This is a genomic window from Planctomyces sp. SH-PL14 (assembly GCF_001610835.1).
GTDB lineage: Bacteria > Planctomycetota > Planctomycetia > Planctomycetales > Planctomycetaceae > Planctomyces_A.
This window is the reverse complement of the sequence record NZ_CP011270.1, coordinates 4,164,781-4,189,517: the sequence shown is the minus strand read 5'-3', so window position 1 is coordinate 4,189,517 and position 24,737 is coordinate 4,164,781. Positions and strand designations below refer to the sequence as shown.

The following is a 24,737-nucleotide window of genomic DNA, read 5'->3' as shown; positions in this document are numbered from 1 at the left end:
GATGGCGACCCGCCCGAGGGAGACGTGGGTCAGGGCTTCCACTTCAGATGGCGGGCGAGGAACTCGAACGTTCCCTTTCCGTTGATCGTGTGGGGGCCGTTGAAGACTTCGATCTCCGCCCGGTCGCCGAGCCCCATCTGGTCGTACGTCCGGAAGACTTTCGAAAACTCCCAGGCAACCCATTCGTCCGGGGCGACGCCGTCGTTGTGGCCCCGCTCGACCATGAACGGCCGTGGGATCATGAGGTTCGACAGCTCGGCGTAGTTGGCGAGGTGCCCCATGTTCCACTCGAAGATCTCGTACTCCGGCGTGAAGACATAGCTGTACCGGTCGTCCGTCGACGTGTTCTTCCGGACCCATTCGTTGAAGTCCGCCGAGCAGATCGAGAGGGCGTAGCCGACCCGGTCCTTGGACGGCGGCAGCATCGGCGGAACGCGGACCGCCGTCTTCCCGCCGTAGGAGAGGCCGTAGAAGCCGATCCGGTCCTTGTCGACATAGGGCAGCGTCGCCAGCCAGGTCAGGGTCTGCTGGTGCTGCGGGATGATGTAGCTGAACAGGCTCCGGCCGAGGACGTTCGACTTCCGCTGCAGGACGCGGAAATCGTCATGACCGCGATAGGGATTCTGCGGGGCATAGACGACAAATCCGCGCCGCACGAGCTGCGTGGCGAACCCCTTGTACGGTCCGTAGCCGGGATGTTTGGGGTCGGTCGCGATCGTGTCCATCGGCACCCCTTCGAGGCCGTGCTGGCAGACGACGACGGGCCGCTTCTCCCCTTCCTTGAGATCCTTCGGCAGGAGGAGAATGCCGCCGGCGATCACGTCCGGGAAGAGGTCCAGGACCACCTCGTAGCCGACGTGCGTCGGCTCGTCGATCACCTTCCGGCTCCGCGGGTTCGCCGCGAGAGGCGCGTCCGGGATCCGGCCGATGACTTCCTCATAGACGAGCGTCCGGTACGGCTCAACGGTCCTGGCCCATGCCTCGGGTGAGGAGCGGTCGACCTTGTCCCACAGCTTGGCCCGCTCCTTGTCGCTGTGATTGAGGAGCCGCTGGGTGAAGCGGTCGATCTCCGCGATCTGCCGCTTCTGACGGGCTTCGATCAGCGGCCGGATCCGCTGCTCTTCGCCGGCCGGATCGACAGCCCCCTTCTGTGGCACGTCGGCGGTCGCTCCCAGCAGTTCGCGGAGCTCGGGCGAACCGGGGGCTTCGGCCCCGTCGGCCGTTCGGACGAGGACGATATTGTCCGGAACGCCGAGCTTGTCGTAGTGCTCCCTGGCCCGGGCGAATTCCCGCTCGACGCTGGCGAGCGGTGCGTTGACGATGACGCCGGGGGCCGCCTGTTTCCCGCGGCCGTCGTGCGGGGCCGGGGGACCGGCGACCTGCGGGACGGCGCACGCTTCGATGATCAGCCGCCGGGGGGCGATCAGGCTGGCGACGTCGGCATCGGAGAACTCCGTCAGGAGCCGCCAGACGTTGCGGTAGATCGGCTCTTTCCAGACCGCGTCCCGCTCCTGGAAGTAGCCGGAGACGACGCAGGTGTCGATCCGCGGATCGAGGGCGGCGGCATAGAGGGCCAGGAGTCCTCCCTCGCCGATCCCCCAGACCGTGATGGGCAGGGGCTCCTTGGACATCCGCCGCTCGGCGTCGAGGTCGTCGACGAGGCCGCGGATCTTCTGGACCTCGTAGCCGATGATGTGCCGGCCCATCTCGAAGGCGGAGCGGTACAGGTATTCGCGGTGCGGTTCGTTCGTGTAGCGGATGTCCGGGTTCCCGGACCAGGTGTCCTTGCGGTCGACGACCGACATCGTGAAGACCGTGTGGGTCTCGCCGGGGAAGCGGTGGGCGAGCTGCAGCCCCTGCGGGATGCCCGGGGCGACGCTGTACATCTGCTCGGGAACCCAGTCGGCATCGGGGACCAGGATCACGTGGGAGGGTCCCTGCCCGCTGACGAGTCCTTCGAGCGCGACTCCTTCGAGGACTTCGCGGCGGAGGGCAATGGGGTCGGTCTTGTTTGTACCGAGGGCAGGGTTGAAGGAGATCTGGAGTTCGCCGGCGACCCGTTCGTCGACGGCGCCGATGATCTCCCGGAACCTGAGCCGGTTGGGATTCACGCTCTGTTCGTAGGCGGCCTGGGAGCTGTAGTCCCGTTTCCAGAGGGTGGGGCGGCGGGTGCGGGCGGCGGCGATCTCGCGTTCGGCATAGACGCCGATGCCGCGGACCATGACGACGTCGAGCGGTTCGACGAGTTCGAGTTTCTGCGTTCCGGGGAGGAGGTCTCCTGTGGGGGCCTGAGCGGGACTCGAAGCCGGGGCCAGGAGTCCGGCGAGTGCCGCTGCCAACACGACCAAACGCATTGCGTTTCCTCTCGATGAATTTCACGAGATTGAAGCCGTGGGGAGCATAGTCTTCACAAACGTGCGATCGAAAGGGTTCGGAGCGTCTCGTACACGACCCGTTGTTGCTGTTTCACCGGGTCCAGGGATCCCCTGGTGGGGAGTGCAGAGGGGCCTGTGTTGTTTTTCTGGCCCTTTGCCCGCCGGAGGCCTGGCCGTCGAGAGATGTCTGAAGGAGTACGTGTCCAAGCGCGGACACCGTGCCGGGTGCCCCCCTCATCAACCCGCGGGTTTCACAAAGGGGACGTCCGTTGCTTACCACGGTTCCTCATCGAAGCGCCTCCGGCGGCAAGGGGGTCTGTGTTGTTTTTTGGGCCCTTGACCCCAAGTGGCCGTAGCACATTGGGTTTGAGCTATGGGAGTCGTGCCGGCGGGGACACGCTTCGGGCATCGTGCCGAAGATAAAGCCGATTTCAGGTTCGCTTCAGTCAGGTCTCAGGCCCCCCCTCGATACTGACTGGCGACCTGGAAACGCGGACCGCCCTGAAGAGCCTCATCATGAAAGAACGAGCCCTGTGGCTGCCGGCCGTCGCCATCCTGCTCGCCCCGTTCGTCGTCGTCATCGTCCGGTGGTGCGTCAGCACGGTCGGGACGCCCGACCTCGCCATCCGGACGTTCGCGTGAGCCCGGCTGTCGTCCCCCATCGACCGAAGACGAACCGGCCAACCGCTTGTGCCCCGCCGCTTCGCCTCGAAGAATGAGACATGAGTCACAGGAGACCTGAGTGAGCCACCACCTGCTTGTCGTCGAGGATGAACAGCGGATCGCCGACTTCCTGCTCCGCGGCCTTCGGGAAGAGGGCTACACGGTCGATCACGTCGCCGACGGCCGGACCGCCTCGGCGATGCTGCGGTCCCGCCCGTGGGACCTCATCCTCCTCGACTGGTGGCTCCCCGGCGAAGACGGCATCCAGGTTCTGCGGCGATTCCGCGAAGAGGACCGCGCCACCCCCGTTCTGTTCCTGACCGCCCGCGACAGCATCCATGACCGCGTCACCGGCCTCGACGCCGGCGCGGACGACTACCTCTGCAAGCCCTTCTCGTTTGAAGAACTCCTCGCCCGCGTCCGGGCCCTGCTCCGCCGGCCCGCCAAGATGGAAGAGGCGGCGCTGACCTTCCAGGACATCCGGATCGACCTCGCGACGCAGAAGGTGACCCGCGCGGGGCATCCGATCGACCTGACCGCGAAGGAATTCTCACTTCTCGTGTACCTGATGCGGAACGCCGGGAAGATCGTGTCGCGGACCCGGATCTACGAGAGCGTGTGGGACGAGAACTACGACGGGCTCTCGAACACCCTCGAAGTCCACATCAAGGAGATCCGCCGCAAGCTCGAAGCCTGGGGCCCGCGGCTGATCCAGACCCGCCGGGGCCGGGGCTATCTCCTGGATGCGGCCGCAACCGACGAGGCGGAGGGCGGGGAATCGTGACGCTCGTCTCGCGGGTCTCGGCGTTCTTCCTCGGCGCGCTGGCGGTCCTGTTGGCCACCTATTCGGTCCTGCTGTTTCTCACCGCGAAGTCCTACCTGGACCGACAGTTCGATGAGCAGCTTCGGGCCTCGCTCAACACGCTCGTGGCCGCGGTCGAGGTCGAGGACGACGACGTGAAGTGGGAGCCGTCCGACCATACGGTGACGCTCGGTGTCGAGACGGGCGTCGAGGATGTCCGGTGGGTCGTCGTCGACGAAGCGGGCGATCGGATGGATGCCTCGCGGAATCTGGTCCCCGCCGCGCCGACGACGGTCGTCCCCGCCGACAGCGAGTCGATCCTGAAGTTCGCCCGGGACTGGCGTGGGACCGAGCGGCTCTCGCCCGATGGCCGCTGGCGGTTCCTGCAGTACCGACTCGCCGCGCCGCATCCCAAGGCCCGCGAGCTGCGTGATCCCCTCGAACGTTCGGAGCTGATCGTGACCGTCGCCCGCGCAACGGATGATCTGCATCGCTCGCTGGCCTGGCTGGCGATGCTGCTCGTCACCGCGCCGGTCCTCTGCTGGACCGGCGCCGCGCTGGCGGGGCGCTGGTTCACCCGGAAGGCCCTGGCGCCGGTCGGCCTGATGGCCTCCGCGGCGAGAACGATGAAGACCAATGCCCTGGCGACCGACCTGCGGCTGCCGGTCGGCCCGTCACGGGATGAGCTGGCGGACCTGGCAGAGACGTTCAACGGCGTCCTCGATCAGCTCTATGACGCCTACGAGCGGCAGCGGCGGTTCGCGGGGGAGGCGGCTCATCAGCTCCGCACACCGGTGACCGTCCTCCGGGGACACGCGGATGTCGCCCTCCGCCGCCCGCGGTCGGCCGAAGAGTACGCGGAGACGCTCGAGACGGTCCGGAATCAGGCGGCCGACCTGTCGAAGATCATTGAGTCGATGCTGTTCCTGGCGCGGCCGACTGGCGATGCCGAAGCCGATCTTCAGGAGGTCGACCTGGGAGAACAGCTCGCGGCCGCTGGAGCGCGCTGGCAGTCCTCTCCCCGCTCGGCCGACCTCACGATCATTCCGCCGGCCGGCGGGCTTCGTTGCCGGGCGGTGCCGGACTACGTGCGGCAGATCGTCGACAACCTGATCGGCAACGCCTTCAAGTACAGCGAGCCGGGGACGCCGGTCACTGTTCGCGCCGCCGGCGAGGACGCCTCGGTCACGATCGACGTCGAGGACCAGGGGATCGGCGTCCGGGACGACGAGCGGCAGGAGATCTTCCGGCCGTTCGTCCGCACCGAGGAGGCCCGCCGTACGGGAGCAGCGGGAACCGGACTGGGGCTGCCGATCGCCCGCCGGATGGCGGAGGCGATGGGGGGACAACTCGATTGCCGGCCCAAGTCCGGACCCGGATCTCGGTTTCAGCTCCGGCTAACGAAGGAGGCTCCTTGAGTCGCTCTTGTGTCGCGATCGTCGAATCGAAGGAAGAGAAAGGGCCACAGATGAACGCAGATGCACACAGATAAGAGGCTTTGCTGCTTACGGTTCACTTTCCGGTTGCGACGGGCAGCGGCCGGTGGCGGGGGATCATGGCGCGGAATTCGCCGAGGCTCGGCCACCGCGTCGGGCGGCTGAGGTCGACTTCCGCGACGGCGACGGTCCCGAAGGTCTCGGCAGTCGCGAGCTGGTGGCCGGTGTGGTCGAAGACGGCGGAGACCATCCAGTCACTCTTGCGGTCGGTGTAGGTGCTGCTGACGACGTAGACGTGGTTCTCACAGGCCCGGGCGGCGGCGAGGAGCGGGTTACAGCCCCAGACCGGCCAGGCGATGATCTCCGCGCCGTTGGCCGAGAGCTCCCGCGCGGGCTCCGGATAGAAGCCGTCGTAGCAGACCATCATCCCGACCTTGCCGAGCGCGGTGTCGAAGACCGGATACTCCGTCCCCGGCGTGACACCCTGCTCGATCTCCTCCCGCGGGAGCGTCACCTTGCGATAGGTGCCGAGGATCTTTCCCTCGGGCCCGATCAGGACCGCCGAGTTGTAGACGATCGTTCCGGCCTTCTCGAAGAGGCCGACGACGATGTGGGTCTTGTGCTGGCGGGCGAGTTCACCGAAGTAGTCTGTGCTCGGTCCGGGGATCGGTTCGGCGGTCTGATCCGCAGGGCCGGTTCCGACGCCGTTGACGACTTCACCGAGGACGACGAGGTCCGCCTTCTGCCGGGCGGCGTCGGCGATCAGGGGGGCGAACTGTTCGCAGTTCGCCTTGGCGGTCTTGCCGCTGGGGATGAAGTGGACCGCGGCCAGCCGGACTTTCCGAGAGGCTGGCGGGTCGCTCTTCACGAGCGAGATGCGGCTCCACTCGACGCGGGCCTTGGGCGACCAGAGGGTGTGGAGCTCGATGATGGCCTGGGTCGCCTGGGCGGGGGCGCGGTAGACGGCGCTGATCTCAGTCCAGCCGTCGACGGTTCCCAGGGTGGGGGGGTGTTCGGCTTCGGCGCTGGGGGTGTAGTTCTTGAGTTCGGAGGTGACGACGTCGGCGTCCTGGCGGACTTTCTGGCCGGCGTCGTTTCGCCAGTGGAGTTTGACCGAGACGGAGCGGCGGGCGGCGTCCCCTTCGAGGCCGCGGTAGAACGCCTGGATGCGGTAGTACTGGCCGCCGGTGACTGGTTCGGTCCGGGTCCACCAGCCGTGGGTCCCGGGGGAGTCGAGGGACTGGATGACGAGGATGTCGCCGCCGTCCGGAGCGGTTGTCCGCTCGAACTTGGGGGCGATTTCGTCGCGGGGGGCTTTGGTGGACCAGGCGGAGGTTTCGCCTGCATGTAGCCCTGACACTGCGGCGCAGAGCGCCGCCACGATCATAAGAATCCGCATGGCCGATCTCCGGGAAGCGAGCGCTTGATTAGGGTAAGGGGAACCGGCCCTCACCGCGAGTCATCACCGGGTCCAGGGGCACCCTGGTGGGGGATGCAAGGGGGCAACGCCCTCTTGCCCGCCGGAGGCCTGGCCGTCGAGAGATTTCTGAAGGAGGTCGTGTCCAAACGCGGACGCGGTGCCGGATGCCCCCTCACCAACCCGCGGGGATTCCAGAGCGAGGGGGGATTCCTCAACGCCGGTTCCACAAAGCGGTCGTCCGTTGCGTACCACGGTTCCTCATGGAAGTGCCTCCGGCGGCAAGGGGGTGAGACCCCCTTGACCCCGGCTGCCGTGGCACGTCGGGTTTGAGCAATGGACGCCGCGCCGGCAACGACGTGACAGGGGCCGGCACGATCTGCGAAGATTCCGGGATGATCCCGCCTCGCGCTCCTCATCCGTTGCTGCTGCGGAATGACTTCTGGCGGATCCGCTTCGCTCAGTGGCTCAAGACGATTCCCGACGACGCCTCGCCCGAGCGCCTCCACGAACTCCGCGGTGCCCTCGGTCGACTCATGGTCTGGCTCCGCCTCGCCGACCACACCGGATTCCGAACCCGCCTCCGTGACCTTCGCCGCGAAGTCGGAGCGGTTCGCGATCTGGACGTCGTCCACGAACAACTCGGATCGGCCACCCCCGTCGGACTCGTTGCGGAGATCGAGAGACAACGAACTCTTCTCGTTCGCCGGCTACAGTCCCCCGCCGTGGAGCGCCTCGTCCGGGATCTGGAAGAGGTCCCGCCACTCAACTTCGAGTCTGCCCGCGCCGCGGCGTGCGGTCTGTTCCGCAAGGTTCGCTCCGCCGGCAAGAAGCTTCGAAACAGTCCGAGCCCGGAGTCGGCTCACCGGCTGCGGCGGAAGCTGAGGGATTACCGCTTCGCCCTGGAGTGGATGGGCGAGAAGACCAAGCCCCTCCGTCCTCTCCTGCAGACACTCGGAGACTTCAACGACCAGCAGATCCTGGCGCGGCATAGCCTGGACAGCACAACCGACGGCGAGGCACTGGAGCCGCCGGCCGAAGATCTGGAACAGTGCGTCCACGGGTGGCGCCGGCTGCGGAAGCGACTCGATCCCCCCGGCTGCTGAGTGCGAGTCATGCTGTCCGGTGCGACAGCTGGAGTCCCTGGATCGCCGCCCGGATGCCGCGCTCGATCGTGTCGAGCGGCATCGAGGACTCGTCGGGCCGGGCGTGTTCGGTCGCCCTGGGGATGTGCAGGAAGGCGGCTCGAAAGCGATGCGTCCCGTGAGACGCGAGATGCAGTGTTGTGTAGAGGAGGTGGTTGCACAGGTACGTTCCGGCGTCGTCACTGAGCCGGATCGCGACGTCGGCTGCTTCCACTGCGGCCAGGACGGGACCGTGAGGGATCGTGGACGCATAGGCGTCCGGCCCGTCGGCGAGGATCGGCCGAAACCCCTCTTCGGACTGCCGCCGGTTTCGGCCCATCGACTCCCACCGCAGTCCCGGCTCGCGGGCCGCGACTCCCAGGGACAGGACGATCGCGGGTCGATGCCGCTCGATCGCCGCGCCGACGAGATCGCGGTCTTGCCCGAAGACGACCGGCAGAATCAGGCTCGTGATCCGGACAGCACCGATCCGGGCACCGTCGAGCCGTTCCGCCATGAGCTGCGACGGATTGACAGCAATGTCCCGAAACGGGCCGAAGCCGGTCAGCAGGAGATTGATCGTCGATTCCATCATTTCGTCCACGTCCGTCAGCGGGGCCGGGGTGAAACACCAAGGCACAAAGATCGCACCAAGTTCACAAAGGGGCACGCGTCCCCGGAATCAAACCTTTGTGCCTCCTTGGTGTCTTGGTGTTTCCCTCTTCCTCCCCGCGTTGCCCTGCGGGGCTGGGTCACTATCATCAAATCACGATTTGTTGGAGAGGACCGCATCCTCGGGGTGCGTCCTTTCGCGGATTGGTCGCGCGTCGGCGCGGCGTCGCTCTCATTCTCCCGGTTTGCGATCGATTTCCCATGAAACAGCTTGTCTACGCGATCGGTTTCCTTCTGCTGGCGAACAGCGCCTTCGCCGAGATCAACATCATCTCCCCGGTCGAGGCCAAGAAGCTCATCGACGCCTCGGACGCCGCCAAACGGCCGATCGTCCTCGACACCCGCGGCGGCTACAAGGACTACTTCCGCGGCCATCTCCCGACCGCCCATCACATCAACTTCGACACGCTCCGCGGAACCGATCACGGGGTTCCGGTCCAGTATCTGCCGGACGACATCACGAAGGCCCTGCTGATCCGTGCGGGAGTCGACCGCAGCCGCACGCATCTGATCTACGCCACCGGGGAGCAGCTCCCCAATGACGAGATCCTCAGCGCCAGCATGGTCGCCTATGTCCTTGAGAAGTTCGGCGTGCAGGACATCCGGATCGTCGACGGCGGCCTCCCCGAGTGGAAGAAGGAAAAGCTGCCGGTGACGCAGGAGTACTTCGGCAACGCTCCGGGAACGCTTCCGGAGAAGATGCTGCCGGAGATCGCGCTCGACGTCGAAGACGTCCTGTCGCGGAAAGGGAAGCCCGGCGTCGTCCTCGTCGATGCCCGGCCGCACAACGAATATCTGGGCGATGATGAGATCTGGGTCCGTAAGGGGCACATCCCGGGCGCGATCAGCTTCCACTGGGCCCGCCTGATGGAGAAGGACAACACCCACAAGTTCCTCCCCTTCGAGAAGGTCAAGGCGGAACTCGCCTCTGCCGGTCTGACGCCGGACAAGGAGATTCTCGTGTACTGCGGCACCTCCCGCGAAGGGAGCCTGCTGCGGTTCTACCTGCGGCATGTCGCCAAGTACCCGAACGTCCGGCTCTACGAGGGCTCGTGGAAGGAGTACGCCTCAATGAAGCAGCACCCGGCCGAGACGAAGGAGAACAAGCCGCAGTAGGCTGCGAAGGCCCGTCTTGAACGGCCGTCCAATACTAGAAGCGCAAGCGAGGGGCGAAGGCGGATTCCCTCGCTGGCGCTTCGGGCTGGTGTGATTGTCCCCACGTGCCGGAGTCGCCGTGTTCACCGCGTTCCTGATCCTGACCGTCTGCTTCGTCGCCTTCACGAACGGGGCGAACGCCAACTTCAAAGGGGTGGCGTCGCTCTACGGCAGCGGAACGACATCGCTGCGGCAGGCCCTCTACTGGGGAACGGCGATGACCTTCGCCGGCTCGATCGCGGCGGCGTTCCTGGGACACGGACTGCTCAAGACCTTCAGCGGCCGGGGGATCGTCCCGGACTCGCTCGTGCAATCGCCGTCGTTCGTCAGCGCCGTGGCTCTCGGGGCGGCGCTGACGAGTTTCCTGGCGACCCGCTTCGGCTTCCCGGTCTCGACCACACACGCCCTGACGGGAGCTCTCGCCGGTGCAGGCTTCGCCGGCAGCGGGAGCGAAGTCCATCTGGAGGCCCTGGGCAAACTCTTCCTCTATCCGCTGTTCTTCAGTCCGGTCGTGGCCGTGATCCTCGGCGGTCTGATCTACCTCATCCTGCGGGCGATCCGCCTCGCTCCCGACCACCGGACTCCGACGCTCGACGCGCTCCACTTTCTCAGCGCCGGCGCGGCCAGCTTCGCCCGCGGCCTCAACGACACCCCGAAAATGGTGGCCCTGCTGCTCGTCGCGCCGGGGATCGACGTCCGATGGGGCTTCGTGGCGGTTGCGGTCATGATCGCCCTCGGGGGACTCCTCGACGCCGACAAGGTGGCCGAGACCCTGGGAAAGAAGGTCACGGCGATGAACCCCGGCCAGGGCTTTGCCGCCTCCCTCTCGACCGCCTGTCTCGTGACGACCGCCAGCTTCCACAGCCTCCCGGTCAGCACGACGCACGTCAGCGTCGGCTCGCTCCTCGGCATCGGGATCACGACCCGCCAGGCCCACTGGCGAAAAGTCGGCGAGATCCTTCTGGCCTGGATCACGACCGTCCCCTGCGGGGCGCTCCTGGCGGCGATCAGCTACTGGGTCGTCGGCCTGCTCGGAAAGAGTTAAACACCAATGCACAAAGGAGGCACCAAGGACACCAAGAGGAGAAGCAGGGGAATGGCCTCGTCTCTTCTTCGTGCTCTTTGTGCCTCCTTGGTGTCTTGGTGTTTAATCCTTTTTAGTCCGTCAGGTATCCAGCAGCCGGTACCCGACCCCGGTTTCCGTCTTGAGGTACCGCGGCCGGGCGGGGTCCGCTTCGATCTTCTGGCGGAGCTGGCCGACGAAGACCCGCAGGTACTGGTGCTCGTAGACGCTGTCGGGACCCCAGACCTCCTTGAGGAGCTGGCGGTGCGTCACGACTTTGCCGGCGTTCTTCGAGAGGACAACGAGCAGCCGGTACTCCGTCGGCGTGAGATGGACTTCGGCGTCGTCGACGAGGACCTGCCGGCGGGTGAGGTCGATCTTGAGTCCGCCGACCTGGAAGACCGGGGCTGGCTCGGTTGAGCCATGCGAGGCGGCGTGCCGGAGGGCGACCCGGATCCGGGCCGTCAGCTCACCGATTCCGAAGGGCTTCGTCAGGTAATCGTCCGCACCCGCGTCGAGGGCCGTCACTTTGTCCGCTTCGTGTCCGCGAGCCGAGAGGACGATCACCGGGACCCGCGACCACTCGCGGATCTTGCGGAGGAGATCGAGGCCGTCGCCGTCAGGGAGGCCGAGATCGAGGAGGATCGCGTCGGGCGGCTCGGCCAGGACGTTCTGGAGTCCTTTCGCGGCGGTCGTGACCTCGGTCACCCGAAAGTTCTGCGACTCCAGGGAGATGCTGAGGAACCGCCGGATCGGCTGTTCGTCTTCGACGACGAGAATGCGGGGGGCGTCCTGGGACATGGGGCTCTCGACTCACTCGGCCGCGTACCGAGGCTCCGGCAGCTTCGCAAACGGAATCGTGAAACGAAAGACGGCTCCCGTCCCGGCGTCGCGATTCCGGGCGGCGATCGTCCCTCCGTGCAGTTCGACGATGCCGCGGCAGATCGTGAGGCCGATCCCGCTGCCGCGGTGGGCCTGCGGGCTGACGCGGTAGAACTTCTCGAAGATTCGCTGCTCCTCGCCCGACGGCAGGCCCGGTCCGCGGTCTTCGACTTCGACGACAAGCCGGTCCCCTTCGGCGAAGGCCCGCAGGACAATCGGCAGCTCCGGCGGGCTGAACTTGTCGGCGTTGTCCAGCAGGTTGACGAGGACCTGCTCGATCAGGATGGCGTCGATCGAGACGGGCGGGAGATTTCTCGCGATCTCGGTCGTGACGGGCCGTCCGGGAAAGTGCCGTTCGGTCCGGGCCAGCGAGGTTTCGATCACCTCTTCGATCGGCTGCAGTTCGCGGCTGAGCTGGATCGCCCCCGATTCGAGCCGCGTCAGGTCGAGGAGGTTCGTGACGAGCCGGTGCAGCCGCTCCGCTTCGTCGACGACCGACCGGGCCAGATCGCGCTGGGTCTCGGGTGGGAGCGGCGGATCGGACTGGGCCAGGAGGCTCGTCGCTCCCGTGATCGTGGCGAGCGGGGTTCGCAGATCGTGCGAGACGGCGCTGAGGAGGGCGTTCCGCATCCGTTCGGTTTCCATCTGGAGCCGGATTTTCTCCGCCTGGAGCGCGAGCCCGCATCGCTCGATCGCTCCCGCCACCTGGCCGACAAACGCCTGCAGGAGCTGCATTGGCTCGGACAGCAGCGGCCCCTCAGGCTGGCGGGAGTGGACCCCCAGGACGCCGACGATCCCCTCTGTCACGAGCAGGGGAAAATAGGTCGCGGCATTCCCGGGCAGCGTGTCGGTGCCGCGGCCGGCGGGACGGCGATGTTCGAGGACCCACCGCGCCACCCCTTCGTCCTGAGCGGGGAGCGGGCTGGGCGAGAGATCGGGAGCCTTGAGCGTCTTGCCGTCGTCCGAGATGGCGATCCACACATCGATGTCGAGAGCCTCCCGGATCCGGCGGCGGGCGGCTTCGGCGACGGAGTCCGCGGTGGGGAGATTCGCCAGCTCGCGGCTCAGCGAGTAGAGCGCCGCCGTGTGTCGCTCGCGCTGCCGGACAAGCACGTTCTGCGAACGGATCCGGGCATTGAGTTCGCTCACGACAAGGCCCGTCGTCAGCATGACGAGGAACGTCAGGAGATACTCGGTGTCCGTGACCGCGAAGGTCCAGTAGGGCGGGACGAGAACGATGTCGAAGACCGCCACGCCGACGATCGTGGCGACGATCGACGGTCCCCGGCCGCCAACGAGCGAGACGGCGACGACTGTCGCCAGATACAGCATCGCCAGATTGGTCGGGGCGAGGATGGTCCGCAGTTGCCAGCCGACCGCCGTGCAGACCGCCACGGCCGTGAGGGCCAGGGCATAGGCCCGGTGGTTGATCGGCCGCGAAACGGGGTTCCGCACTGGCGGGGCCGGGCTGGTTCCTTCGCCGCGGATGACGTAGATGTCGATGTCATCCGAGATGCGGATCAGCTCGTCGATGGCCGATTCCCGGAACCAGTCCCGCAAGCTCCGCCCCTGCGGCTTGCCGACGACGATCTTGGTGACGTTGTGCTCGCGGGCGTAGGCCACGACCCCTTCGGCGAAGCGGTCGGCCGTGATGGTGTCGACCTTCGCCCCGAGTTCTTCGGCGAGACGAAGGTTCTGGTCGAGCCGCTGCCGGTCTTCAGAGGAAAGCCGCGGACTCCGGATGGAGACGACGTGCAGCGCCGTCAGCGGAGCCTGGAGGCTTCCGGCCAGCCGCCGCGCGCCGCGGACGAGCTTGGCCGAGAAGGGGCTGGGGCTGACGCAGACGAGGAGCCGTTCCGAAGTCGGCCAGATCCGCTGGATGGCGTTCTCGCTGCGGTAGTCGAGGGCCTGGGCGTTGACCCGGTCGGCAGTCTTGCGGAGCGACAGCTCCCGCAGGGCGATCAGGTTCCCCTTGCGGAAGAAGTTTTCGATGGCCCGCCGCGCCTGGGCGGGGACGTAGACCTTCCCCTCCCGCAAACGCTCGATAAGGTCGTCCGGCGCGAGGTCGACCAGCTCGACTTCGTCGGCCTGTTCGAAGACGTGATCGGGGACGGTCTCGCGGACCGGGATCGAAGTGACCTGGGCCACGACGTCGTTGAGGCTTTCGAGGTGCTGGACGTTGACGGTCGTGTAGACGTCGATCCCGGCGGCCAGGAGGTCTTCGATGTCCTGCCAGCGCTTGGCGTGGGTCGAGCCTTCGGCGTTTGTGTGAGCGAGTTCGTCGACGAGGATCAGCTGCGGGTGTCGGGTCAGGGCGGCTTCGAGGTCGAACTCATAGAGTGTCGAGCCGCCGCGGGTGATCTCCCGCCGCTGCAGGAGATCGAGTCCCATGACGAGGGCCTGAGTCTCAGGCCGGGCGTGGGGTTCGACGTAGCCGACGATGACATCGACTCCCTCCTTGGCGACCTTTCGGGCGGCCTCGAGCATGGCATACGTCTTGCCGACGCCGGGGGCCATGCCGAAGAAGATCTTGAGGCGGCCGCGGGCCTGCTTCGCCTCTTCGGCCGCGACGCGGGCCAGCAGCGCGTCGGGATCGGGTCGGCCGGCGGGAGAAGAGGAGAGGGTCATCGGGTGTTCGTGTTCGAGTCGGACCGGCGCGACGGTGAAAGCGGCGGGACCGACGATCGGGCTTCCAATGTCGCCCCGGCGACGGCGGCGAGCAATCCCCCGGCGAGGATGCCGAGAGTGAACGTGCCGGTGACGAGGCCAAGCAGAGCGCCGAACAGTCCGCCGGGGAGGGTCAGGGCGAGGCCGACGAAGAGGCTGCGGCAGAGGCCTGACGGTCGTCGCCAGGCGGCGTAGTGATCGACAGGAGGGGGCGAGATGTTGGTGCTGGCGGTCGGGATGGTGAGGCGGTCGGAGCGGTTCGGCATCGGCTGCGGGAGCCAAGCGGTGCTGGGGAGTGACAGGTGAAGTCGGTAGCCATCTCGCTCCGCGAGATGAGCCCGCGGCCCGCGCTATCGATGCGGCTCCGGCGACCTCAGTTCGCGGGGAGATTGCAGCGCGGGTGTGACTTGGACACGCCGCCCGGAAGCTCATCTCGCGGAGCGAGAGGGCTACTGGCGGTCCAGGGCCAGGTTCAGCTTCAGCACATGGACCCGCGCCTGGCCCAGGAAGCCGAGTTGTGGAGCTTCGGTGTGGGCGGCGACGAGCTCCTTGACCTTTTCGGGAGCGATCCCCCGCACGCGGGCGACGCGCGATACCTGATACTCCGCGGCCGCCGGGCTGATGTGCGGGTCCAGTCCGCTCCCCGACGCGGTCACGAGATCGACCGGGACCGGCTTGTCATTGCCCGGATCGGCCTCCTTGAGACGGGTGATCCGTCCCTGGACCGCCTCGACGAGGACGGGGTTGGTCGGTCCCTGGTTGGTCCCGCTCCCCGCCATCGGGTTGTTCGGGAACGGTCCGGTCGCGGAGGGGCGGCCCCAGAAGTACTTCGGATCCTCGAACGGCTGGCCAATCAGCTCCGATCCGACCGGCTTCCCGTCGACTTCGATCACGCTCCCCTGCGCCTGGCGAGGGAAGACGACAGCGGCGACCGCCGTTACGGAGAGGGGGTACACGAAACCGGTCACGACCGTCAGGCCGATCAGGATCGCGGTGGCATTCCAAAGAGTCTTGAGCATGATCAGGCTTTCTTGGTCTGTCTCGGGGGCCGCGTTCCCGCGGCGGCCGAGGATTGAGCGCGGGGGAGGTCAACTCGCTGACGGCTGACAGCTGAACGCTGCCAGCTCAGACGTCAGGCCAGTCCGACGGCGACGAGCGCCAGGTCGATCAGCTTGATGCCGAGGAACGGCACGATCAGGCCGCCGACGCCGTAGATCAGGAGGTTGTCGCGGAGCAGCGTCGCCGCCCCGACGCTGCGGTACTTCACGCCGCGGAGGGCCAGCGGAATCAGGCAGATGATGACCAGGGCGTTGAAAATCACCGCCGAGAGGATCGCGCTCGCGGGCGTGGCGAGGCCCATCACGTTCAGCGTCGTCAGGACCGGGTAGGTCGTGGCGAACGCCGCCGGGATGATCGCGAAGTACTTCGCGACGTCGTTGGCGATGCTGAACGTCGTCAGCGCCCCGCGGGTCATCAGGAGCTGCTTGCCGATCTCGACGATCTCGATCAGCTTCGTCGGGTTCGAGTCGAGGTCGACCATGTTCCCCGCCTCCTTGGCCGCCTGCGTCCCGCTGTTCATCGCGACCGCGACGTCGGCCTGGGCGAGCGCCGGGGAGTCGTTGGTTCCGTCGCCGGTCATGGCGACGAGCCGGCCGCCAGTCTGGTACTCGCGGATCAGCTTCAGCTTTGCCTCGGGGGTCGCCTGGGCGAGGTAGTCGTCGACTCCCGCCTCGGCGGCGATCGCCGCGGCGGTGAGGGGATTGTCCCCCGTGATCATCACGGTCTTAATCCCCATCGTCCGGAGCTGACCGAACCGCTCCTTCATGCCTCCCTTCACGATGTCCTTGAGGTAGATGACTCCCAGCGGGCGGTTCCCTTCGGCGACGACGAGGGGAGTTCCTCCCTTCCTGGAGATCGCTTCCACGTGGTCCCGCAGAATCTTGGGATAGGTCCCGCCCCGCTGCGTGACATGGGCTTCGATGGCGTCGGCGGACCCTTTGCGGATCTGCCGGCCATCGAAGTCCACCCCACTCATGCGGGTCTGCGCCATGAACGGAATGAAGATCGCGTTGTGGTCGTTGAGCTCGCGGCCGCGGAGGCCGTACTTCTCTTTCGCCAGGACCACGATGCTCCGGCCTTCGGGAGTCTCGTCCGCCAGCGACGAGAGTTGCGCGGCGTCGGCCAGCTGCGCGACCGTCATGCCGTCGGTGGCGATGAACTCGACCGCCTGGCGGTTGCCGAGCGTGATCGTCCCGGTCTTGTCGAGGAGCAGGACGTCGACGTCACCCGCCGCCTCGACGGCGCGGCCCGACATGGCGATGACGTTTGCCTGGATCATCCGGTCCATCCCGGCGATCCCGATCGCCGAGAGGAGGCCGCCAATGGTCGTCGGGATGAGGCAGACCAGGAGAGCGACCACGACCGTGATGCTGATCGGCAGTCCCTGGCCGGCGGCGGCGACGCTGTAGATCGAGAACGGGACGAGCGTGGCACACGCCAGCAGGAAGACGATCGTCATCGCGGCCAGCAGGATGTCGAGGGCGATCTCGTTGGGGGTCTTCTGCCGCTTGGCCCCTTCGACGAGCGAGATCATCCGGTCGAGGAAGGTCTCGCCCGGGTTGGCGGAGATGCGGACGATCAGCCAATCGGAGAGGACCTGCGTCCCTCCGGTCACGCTGCTCCGGTCGCCGCCGCTCTCGCGGATCACCGGGGCGCTCTCGCCCGTGATGGCGCTCTCGTTGACCGAGGCGATCCCTTCGAGAACCTCGCCGTCGGCGGGGATGAAGTCCCCTGCCTCGACCAGGACCACATCCCCCTTGCGGAGGTCCGGAGCGCTGGTGGCGGAGTGCGGGGCATCGCGCCGCGGCTCCTTCAGCTTCTTGGCCATGACGTCCCGGCGGGCTGAGCGGAGGTTGTCCGCCTGGGCCTTGCCGCGGCCTTCGGCCATCGCCTCGGCGAAGTTGGCGAAGAGGACCGTGAACCACAGCCAGAGCGACACACCCAGGATGAACCCGGGGGAGTCGTTGCCGGCGGAAGAGGGTGTGACCACGGCCTGCACGTACAGGCCGGTCGTCAGGACGCTCCCCACGAGGACGGTGAACATCACCGGGTTGCGGAGCTGATGCCGGGGGTTGAGCTTCAGCAGCGATTCCCAAAGCGCCCGCCGGACAATCGGCGGGTCGAACAGCGGACGATTCTTTCGAGTGGACATGATTGGAAGGAGTGAGTTTTCAGTCGTCAGTGATCAGTTTTCAGTCAGAGGGAGGCCGCACCCTCGGGGTACTGCCTGTCGCGCGATTCCGAGAAGCGCTCTGGTCCCTAGTCCCTAGACGCTCGTCCCTAGACTCCCGCTCCCTGCACCATCTGGAGATGCTCCACGACGGGGCCCAGGGCGAGGGCTGGAACGAAGGTCAGGGCGCCGACGAGGAGGACGATCCCCGCCAGCATCACGACGAACAGCGGCGTGTGGGTCGGGAGCGTTCCGGAGCCGGCGGGGGTGAGTTTCTTGCGGGCGAGCGATCCGGCGATCGCCAGGGCCGGGACCATCAGCCAGAAGCGGGAGATGAGCATCGCGAAGGCAAGCATGACGTTGTAGAAGGGGTTGTTGACCCCCAGGCCGCCGAACGCGCTGCCGTTGTTGTTTCCGGCGGACGAGAAGGCGTACAGGACTTCGCTGAAGCCGTGCGGGCCGGGGTTGGCGATCGTTGCTGTCCCCGCCGGCAGGACGACCGCGACGGCGGTCCCGACCAGGACCACGAGGCAGGGGAACAGGATCACGAGCGAGGCCATCTTCATCTCGTAGGCCTCGATCTTCTTACCGAGGTACTCCGGCGTTCGGCCGACCATCAGGCCGGCGACGAAGACCGCCACGAGGGCGAACATCAGCATCCCGTACAGTCCGCTTCCCGCTCCGCCGTACACGACTTCGCCGAGCTGCATCAGGAGCATCGGGACGAGTCCCCCGAGCGGCGTAAACGAGTCGTGCATCGCGTTGACGCTCCCGTTCGAGGCGGCTGTGGTGACCGTCGCCCACAGGGCTGACGGGCCGATCCCGAAGCGGGCTTCCTTCCCTTCCATGTTCCCTCCGCACTGGAGGGCAGAAGAGGTCTGGTCGACGCCGAGCGCGGCGATCCGGGGATTGCCGGCTGCTTCGGAGAAGACGCACACGAGGAGGAACGGAACGAAGATCAGCAGCATCGCCGAGAAGAGAGCCCAGCCCTGCCGCGTGTCGCCGACCATCTCGCCGAACGTGTAGCACAGAGCGGCGGGGAGGATCAGGATCGCCAGGACCTGCAGGAAGTTGCTGAGCGGGGTCGAGTTCTCAAACGGGTGGGCCGAGTTGACGCCGAAGAACCCGCCGCCGTTGGTGCCGAGCTGCTTGATCGCGATTTGCGACGCGGCCGGTCCGAGCGGGAGGCTCTGGGTCGTGACCTCCTTGCCTTCGGCATCCTGCACGCTCTCGACGAGCGCGACCTCGCGGACCGGCGAGAAGGACTGGACCACGCCCTGTGAGACGAGCGCCACCGCGAGGACGAACGACAGCGGGACGAGGATGTAGAGCGTGCTGCGAGTCAGGTCGACCCAGAAGTTGCCGATCGTCTCCGCGTTGCGGCGGGTCAGTCCGCGGATCAGTGCGACCAGGACCGCCATCCCGGCCGCGGCCGAGACGAAGTTCTGGACGTTGAGCCCCAGCATCTGCGTGAGGTAGCTGAGCGTCGATTCACCGCTGTAGGCCTGCCAGTTCGTGTTCGTTGCGAAGCTGGTCGCGGTGTTGAAGGCCAGGTCCGGCGTCGGGGCCGCGAGCCCCTGCGGGTTCAGCGGCAGGAAGGCCTGGAACCGCTGGAGGAAGTAGACCGCCAGCGTGCTGACGAAGCTGAACGTGAGGGCCGCGAAGGCGTACGGCTTCCAGCCCATTTCTTCTTTCGGGTCGATTCCGCACAGGCGGTACAGGAGCCGTTCGATGGGGCCCAGGACCTTGTCGAGGCCGCAGGGCCTTCCCTGATAGACGAGGGCCATGAAGTGGCCGAGCGGCTTCGTCAGTAGGACGAGGGCGGCGACGAAGGCGACGATTTCCATCCACGAGGTGGTATTCACGAGAAACGCTCCGGGAAGAGCAGCGCAAAGAGCAGGTAGGCCATCAGGCCGACCGCCAGCACGACACTGATCAGATAGAGGGGGGACATCACAGCGGCTCCGTGGAAACGGGAGGAGAGGGGGGCTTCAGAGCTTCCCGAGGGCTATGACGAGGCCGCCGGTGAGGAGGAAGAAGCCGCAGGTCAGCGCCAGATAGAGGAGGTCCATTGAGGGATTCTTGGGGGTGGAGAACGGGGTCGGTCAAAGTCATCGGCGGAATGCTAAGACTGACCGCGCAAGGATGCTGTCAGGACTGCGATGGGGTGCGTAAGGAAAGCATCAGGACGCTGTAAGCCGTGGTAGCGGCGGGACCTGCGGCGGCGTTTTCTCGCGAGATGAAAGCCCAACCGGGGTCCAGGGGGTACCCCTGGTGGGGGATGCAAGGGGCCTGTGTTGTGTTTCTGGCCCTTTGCCCGCCGGAGGCCTGGCCGTCGAGAGATGCCTGAAGGAAGGCGTGTCCAAGCGCGGACCACATGCCGGATGCCCCATCACCAACCCGCGGGGATTCCAGGGCGAGCGGTGAGTTCTCTACCCCGGCTCCACAAAGGGGACATCCGTTGTTTACGACGGTTCCTCATCGAAAGTGCCTCCGGCGGCAAGGGGGCGTGGCCCCCTTGACCCCAGCGGCCGTAGCACGTTGGGTTTGAGCTATGGGAGTCCGTCCGGCCAGGACGTTGGGGTTGCGGACTCGACTTCACCGGCGTCCAATGACCATGTCCCTCCCCGGAACCGGCATGCCCCGCCAACCACCCCCGCCGCCGAACGACCCGCCCCCCCTCCGTCCCCGCCACCGCAGGACATCGGGGCGATCCTCACCCGCCTCTTCGCCCTCCGCGGCTACGGCCGCATCCAGGGCGACCGCCAACTCCAGGAAGCCTGGCAAACCGTCGCCGGCCCCGAACTCAGCCGCGGAACCCGCGCCACCGCCATCAAGAACGGCGTCCTCCACGTCGGCGTCTCCAACGCCGCCCTCCTCAGCGAACTCGTCGGCTTCCACCGCACCGAACTCCTCGCCAAACTCAAAACCGACTTCCCACACCTCAAAGTCCGCGACATCAAGTTCAAGAAGCGTTGAGGGCCGACCGTCGAGCGTTTAGCGTTCAAAGACCCGGAACCCCCGCTCCATCCGCCCTCAGCATTCGGCCCGCGTCTGTCGCTCAACGTTCCACACTCGACTCCCAACGCCTCCCGTGCCTGCTGCCTCACCGCTCCGGGACGCGGGGCGGTCGCATCGATCCGCTACGACGGAGACCTGGCCCGGCTCGACGCCGCCGGCTTCTTCCGCCCCCGAAACGGACGACCGCTCACGGAACAGACACTCGACGCGATCGTCTACGGAGACTGGCAGACCCCTTCGCCGAGCGAAGCGGTTCTCTTGAGCGAGGACGTCGTCGTCTGCCGCACGAGCCCGGACTCGCTCGAGATCCACTGCCACGGCGGAAACGTCGCGGTGGACCGGATCCTCGAAAGCCTCGCCGCAATCGGGGTCGAGGTCGTTCCCGCGTCACAGGCCGAATGGCTCTGGAACTCGCCCGTCGACGCGGCCTGTCAGTCCCTCCTCCAGAGAGCCGCTACACAGCGGACAGCTCTGCTTCTGGTGGACCAGGCGGAGCTGTGGGCCCGCGAGATCGAGCGGTTCCGGCAGCAAGCCGATCCCAACCGCCGGCAGTCGCGACTCGCCGAGATCGCAGCCTGGGAGTCGTTCGCCCGCCATCTGACCGAGCCCTGGAATGTCGTCCTCTGCGGGCGGCCCAACGCCGGGAAGTCGAGCCTGATGAACGTCATCGCCGGCTTCGCGAGGTCCATCGTCCACGCCGTCGCGGGGACAACGCGAGACGTCGTGACCTACGAGACGGCTATCGACGGCTGGCCGGTCCGGTTCTCCGACACCGCCGGCCTCCGCGAGACCGCCGATCCGCTGGAGTGCCAAGGAGTCCAGCGGACGCATTCGGCGATCGCCGCGGCCGACCTCGTGATCGGCCTGTTCGATCTGAGCGAGCCGCCGACCCCCGAAGACGAACAGCTCTGGCGTGAACTCCCTCGATCCGCCCTGCGGATCGGCAACAAGTCGGACCTCGAAATCCGCTGGCCGGCGGATCGGCTCAATGAAGTCGAGAGGATCTCGGCCCGAACGGGAGAGGGCGTGCCGAACCTTCTGGCTCGACTTCGTGATCGACTGGTCCCCGCGCTCCCGCCACCCGGGCTCCCTCTCCCGATCGATCCCGCCTGGCGGACGTGGCTGGAGGTCCCGACGCGGTGACGCGCCCGGCGAAGGCCCGTCGCCTCTCGGAGACGCTCGCGCGGACTCATCCGAGCCTGCGTCGCTGTGTCCTTCGTGTCTCTGTGTTTCACGAGCCTCTGGACAGAAGCGCCCATCGAGGCGCGGGCTCGGATCTCAGCGTGGAATCGGCCACGCCCCCTGGTTCTCGACGATCAGAAGAGTCTGGCCGCTCCGCACCTCTCCCAGGTGCTGCGTCGCGCCGGACATCCAGCGGACCGTGACCTCCTCCGCCCGGTTCTGCTTGCCGAGACCAACGAGAATCTGCCGCTCATTCGTGCACTGGTAACCATCCCCCCCGGTGAGCTGCCGCGTGAGAACGCGTCCTCCGACCTTCAGCTGGATCGTCGCGCCGATGGCGTCTCGCGCGCCGCCGGTGCTGACAAACCGGAACCCCACACTTCCGTTTCCGGTGGCGTTCGCATTCGTCATCAGAGCTGCCGGCGAGTGAATGTGGGAGACAACGAAGTCGTCCGCGCCGTCGCCGTTCCAGTCGACCCGGGCCAGGCCTCGTCCAAGGACCGGCCGGGCAAAGTCTTCCCCGGCCGACCGGCTGAGTTCCAGGAACCGGCCGCGGCCCCGGTTCCAGAACAGCTGCGACGGCATCTCGAACGGCGTCCCCGAAGCCGACAGATCCAGAACGTGTCCATTGGTCACGACGAGGTCCAGCCGGCCATCGAGGTCGGCGTCGAGCGCTTGCGTTCCGAATCCCAGCATCTTCAGGCTGGGCTCCCGCAACCCGGTGGACCGCGTGTCGTCGGAGAAGAGGCCCCCGGACTGCTGCAGGTACGCCGTGTTGGACTCGTCGTAGAAGTTGGTCACATAGAAATCGAGGAGCTGGTCTTCGTTCAGGTCGCCGGACGCGATCCCCATGCAGGCCTGGGGCATGCCGTCCGCGTCCAGCGCGAGTCCGGTCTCCATGGCTGCTTCAACGAACCGCGGCGTGTCGCCCGAAGAGGCGGTCGCGTTCTGGAAGAAGAAGTTTGGCACCGCGTCGTTGGCGACGAAGAGGCTCAGGCGGCCCGATCGGTCGAGATCGGCCGCCACGATGCCGAGCCCCTTTCCGTTGGGGACTTCGATGCCCGCCTCTTTGGAGACGTCGCGGAATCCGCCGGCGCCGTCGCTCAGCCAGAGAACGTCCGGATCGCCCGTGAAGGAGCTGGGACTGCACCACCGCAGTTCCTCGCCATGCCGGCACGTGGCCCGCACGGCATCCTCCGGCGTGACGTAGTTGACGTCGTAGAGGTCAGGGTTTCCGTCACCGTTCAGGTCCGCCATCAGGCAGCTCGTTGTCCAGTGGGCACCGCTCAATCCGGCAGCCGCCGTGACATCGTCGAACGTTCCGTCTCCGTTGCTGACGAGCAGTCGATTGCCTCCCAGGTTGCCGACATACAGGTCCGGAAAACCGTCGTTGTTGACGTCGCCGGCCGAGGCCCCCTGGCCGTAGGACGTCTCGTGAACGCCGGCCTTCGATGTGACGTCGGCAAACGCCGAACGGTCCGACAGCCGAAACAGGCGATCCGTCATCTCCGGAGGCTGGTCCGAAGCGATCAGGCTTCCCCCTTGCGTGAAGTACAGGTCGGGGCGTCCATCCCGGTCGTAGTCGAGGACGGCGACGCCGCCGCCCGTTGTCTCGTACATCCGCATCTCGCCCGAGTCCTGAGGGCCCCGCGACCGGTAGACCATCATGAGCCCGGCCTTCGTCGCCTGATCGACGAAACGGATGTCCGGAGGCGCCCCGGTCTCCTCGGCGACAGCACGGGACGGCGCGGCGGTCCAGTCGTGAAGGGGATACCCAGACAGGTCGACCGCAGCCGCGGGGAGCATCGCCTCCGCAACGCGTCCCATGTGAGGCGCGATCCGGGCCGAAATTCTTTGAACGGCTGGAGCCGCCCAGTCGGCTCCGGAACGGGCGGCCAGTTCGGCCCACCCCTTCGCCTCCCAGTCGCGCCCCAGTTCTTCCGTCAGCCGCATCGCCGAGCGCAGGAGGTCTGAGGTGTCGGGCTTTTCGTACAGGTCATCGACGACCTGGGCCAGCTCCCTCAATCGCTCCGATCGCAGGCGAAACGTCGCTGCGTCCTGGTCCCGGCCGAGGGCCGAGAGAGTCTGCGCCAGATGAGCGAGCGCCAGTCGATGTTCGGAATCGCGACGAACCGCTTCCCAGAAGCAGCGGGCGGCCGCCTCGGAGGTGTCGTGCTGCTGGAGCCAGAGACCCCGGGCGACCCAGACTTCGGGATGAAACTCCGCCGCGGTCGGGACACGGACGCTCCAGGACGGGAAGTCCGGGGCGCCCATCGCGAAGAGCGCCCGGCCGAGCTGTCCCTGGGCTTCGCCGCAGTCGGGTGAGACCGCCACGATCTGCTGGAGAGTGTCCCGGGCGGCTTCGAGCCGCTCGCGCCGGAGATCGGTTCGCGCCTGCCCGAGCCGCGGGAGAGGATCCTGGGGGAAGGCCTTCAGGCAACGCTCGACGAGTGCCGGATCGTCAATGACCGGATCGCTGGCTCCCAGCAGGACGAGGTGATGCGGCGTGTAGGTTCCCCCGCGCACCGCCGCGAGCAGGTGCGGAGCCGCCTCGAAACAGCGGCCTTCGACCCCCAGGATGTACGCCAGATCGGCGTGAGCCTGGAGGGAGGCGGGATCGGCCGCGACCGCACGTGTCAGCGCCGCTTCGGCGGCCGTCAGGGCTCCCTGCGGAATCAGGTCGGCCGCCAGCGCCGTCAGCAGCGGGGCCTGTTCCGCGGGGGGACGATCCGGCAGGCGCTGCAGATGTTCGCGGCACCGCTCCGCCGACCCGCGGGCGGCGGCCATCCTGGCGGCCAGGAGGCGGGCGTCTGCATCAGCCGGGGTCCGGGCCAGGAGCTGTTCGAGGCCATCGTCGGCAGCGCGCGTGTCGCCACGAGCCACGGCGGCCCGGATCTCGTCGAGCGACATCGGGCGGGAGGGGCGACCGCAATGGCTCAGCGACAAAACGCAAACCGCGATGCACAGGAGCGCACCGCGGTTTCGAGAGCGAGAGCACATCAGAGATGCCTGCAACGCGAGTCCCGCTCGATCACCTGGGCCAGAGGCT

The 24,737-nt window shown here is 66.9% G+C and carries 19 protein-coding genes; 8 read left to right on the top strand and 11 right to left on the bottom strand.

Annotated elements, in window-relative coordinates; translation table 11 throughout:
- Window positions 1-29: 29 nt before the first annotated feature.
- Window positions 30-2,354, bottom strand: coding sequence for an alpha/beta hydrolase family protein (locus VT03_RS16155; protein ID WP_075093930.1), 2,325 nt, complete (start codon window positions 2,352-2,354; stop codon window positions 30-32).
- 537 nt (window positions 2,355-2,891) lie between these two features.
- On the opposite strand from VT03_RS16155, the gene VT03_RS34985 reads away from it, so the two are divergent.
- From VT03_RS34985 to VT03_RS16145, 3 genes are all read left to right on the top strand, one after another.
- On the top strand, window positions 2,892-3,017 hold the full coding sequence (locus VT03_RS34985) for a hypothetical protein (RefSeq protein ID WP_255378607.1): 126 nt from the start codon (window positions 2,892-2,894) through the stop codon (window positions 3,015-3,017).
- Between the two features lie 100 nt (window positions 3,018-3,117).
- Window positions 3,118-3,822, top strand: coding sequence for a response regulator transcription factor (locus tag VT03_RS16150; RefSeq protein ID WP_075093929.1), 705 nt, complete (start codon window positions 3,118-3,120; stop codon window positions 3,820-3,822).
- A complete protein-coding gene (locus tag VT03_RS16145; RefSeq protein WP_075093928.1) occupies window positions 3,819-5,258 on the top strand; it encodes a sensor histidine kinase in 1,440 nt (479 codons plus the stop codon). Before VT03_RS16150 ends, VT03_RS16145 begins: the two co-directional genes overlap by 4 nt.
- Window positions 5,259-5,352: 94 nt before the next feature.
- Here VT03_RS16145 and VT03_RS16140 read toward each other — a convergent pair whose 3' ends face one another.
- Window positions 5,353-6,675 carry a carbon-nitrogen hydrolase family protein gene (locus VT03_RS16140; protein WP_075093927.1) on the bottom strand — a complete coding sequence of 441 codons (1,323 nt, stop codon included), beginning with the start codon at window positions 6,673-6,675 and terminating at the stop codon, window positions 5,353-5,355.
- 413 nt (window positions 6,676-7,088) lie between these two features.
- Here VT03_RS16140 and VT03_RS16135 point away from each other — a divergent pair, with 413 nt between their 5' ends.
- Complete coding sequence (locus VT03_RS16135; protein ID WP_156514543.1) at window positions 7,089-7,799, top strand: CHAD domain-containing protein; 711 nt, start codon at window positions 7,089-7,091, stop codon at window positions 7,797-7,799.
- A 7-nt stretch (window positions 7,800-7,806) separates the two neighbouring features.
- On the opposite strand, the gene VT03_RS16130 is transcribed toward VT03_RS16135, so the two are convergent.
- Window positions 7,807-8,412 carry a pyroglutamyl-peptidase I gene (locus VT03_RS16130; RefSeq protein ID WP_082846260.1) on the bottom strand — a complete coding sequence of 202 codons (606 nt, stop codon included), beginning with the start codon at window positions 8,410-8,412 and terminating at the stop codon, window positions 7,807-7,809.
- Window positions 8,413-8,690: 278 nt separating this feature from the next.
- Here VT03_RS16130 and VT03_RS16125 point away from each other — a divergent pair, with 278 nt between their 5' ends.
- Entirely contained in the window at window positions 8,691-9,605 is a 915-nt protein-coding gene (locus VT03_RS16125) for a sulfurtransferase (RefSeq protein ID WP_075093924.1), read from the top strand.
- 118 nt (window positions 9,606-9,723) lie between these two features.
- Window positions 9,724-10,689 (top strand): inorganic phosphate transporter, encoded by a 966-nt coding sequence (locus VT03_RS16120; RefSeq protein WP_075093923.1) that lies wholly within the window; start codon window positions 9,724-9,726, stop codon window positions 10,687-10,689.
- Window positions 10,690-10,809: 120 nt separating this feature from the next.
- On the opposite strand, the gene VT03_RS16115 is transcribed toward VT03_RS16120, so the two are convergent.
- The 7 genes from VT03_RS16115 to kdpF all read right to left on the bottom strand — a co-directional run bounded on the left by VT03_RS16115 (window position 10,810) and on the right by kdpF (window position 19,439).
- Entirely contained in the window at window positions 10,810-11,508 is a 699-nt protein-coding gene (locus VT03_RS16115) for a response regulator (protein ID WP_075093922.1), read from the bottom strand.
- Window positions 11,509-11,520: 12 nt separating this feature from the next.
- Window positions 11,521-14,217, bottom strand: a complete 2,697-nt coding sequence (locus VT03_RS16110) for a sensor histidine kinase (protein ID WP_075093921.1) — start codon at window positions 14,215-14,217, stop codon at window positions 11,521-11,523.
- A complete protein-coding gene (locus tag VT03_RS16105) occupies window positions 14,214-14,522 on the bottom strand; it encodes a hypothetical protein (protein ID WP_075093920.1) in 309 nt (102 codons plus the stop codon). Before VT03_RS16105 ends, VT03_RS16110 begins: the two co-directional genes overlap by 4 nt.
- A gap of 183 nt (window positions 14,523-14,705) precedes the next feature.
- Window positions 14,706-15,275, bottom strand: coding sequence for a potassium-transporting ATPase subunit KdpC (gene kdpC / locus VT03_RS16100; RefSeq protein WP_075093919.1), 570 nt, complete (start codon window positions 15,273-15,275; stop codon window positions 14,706-14,708).
- 113 nt (window positions 15,276-15,388) lie between these two features.
- Complete coding sequence (gene kdpB / locus VT03_RS16095; RefSeq protein ID WP_075093918.1) at window positions 15,389-17,467, bottom strand: potassium-transporting ATPase subunit KdpB; 2,079 nt, start codon at window positions 17,465-17,467, stop codon at window positions 15,389-15,391.
- A gap of 128 nt (window positions 17,468-17,595) precedes the next feature.
- Window positions 17,596-19,350, bottom strand: a complete 1,755-nt coding sequence (kdpA, locus tag VT03_RS16090) for a potassium-transporting ATPase subunit KdpA (RefSeq protein ID WP_231870668.1) — start codon at window positions 19,348-19,350, stop codon at window positions 17,596-17,598.
- On the bottom strand, window positions 19,347-19,439 hold the full coding sequence (kdpF, locus tag VT03_RS16085) for a K(+)-transporting ATPase subunit F (protein WP_075093916.1): 93 nt from the start codon (window positions 19,437-19,439) through the stop codon (window positions 19,347-19,349). The genes kdpA and kdpF overlap by 4 nt, the downstream gene beginning before the upstream one ends.
- A 593-nt stretch (window positions 19,440-20,032) precedes the next feature.
- Here kdpF and VT03_RS32760 point away from each other — a divergent pair.
- Together VT03_RS32760 and VT03_RS35105 are read left to right on the top strand one after the other, a co-directional pair.
- The gene (locus VT03_RS32760; protein WP_197489354.1) at window positions 20,033-20,464 is read left to right on the top strand and encodes a DUF721 domain-containing protein; all 432 of its coding nucleotides are present in this window, start codon (window positions 20,033-20,035) and stop codon (window positions 20,462-20,464) included.
- Window positions 20,465-20,539: 75 nt separating this feature from the next.
- A complete protein-coding gene (locus VT03_RS35105) occupies window positions 20,540-21,649 on the top strand; it encodes a GTP-binding protein (protein WP_315850214.1) in 1,110 nt (369 codons plus the stop codon).
- A 135-nt stretch (window positions 21,650-21,784) separates the two neighbouring features.
- Here VT03_RS35105 and VT03_RS16070 read toward each other — a convergent pair whose 3' ends face one another.
- On the bottom strand, window positions 21,785-24,688 hold the full coding sequence (locus VT03_RS16070) for an FG-GAP-like repeat-containing protein (protein ID WP_082846258.1): 2,904 nt from the start codon (window positions 24,686-24,688) through the stop codon (window positions 21,785-21,787).
- Window positions 24,689-24,737 lie beyond the last annotated feature (49 nt).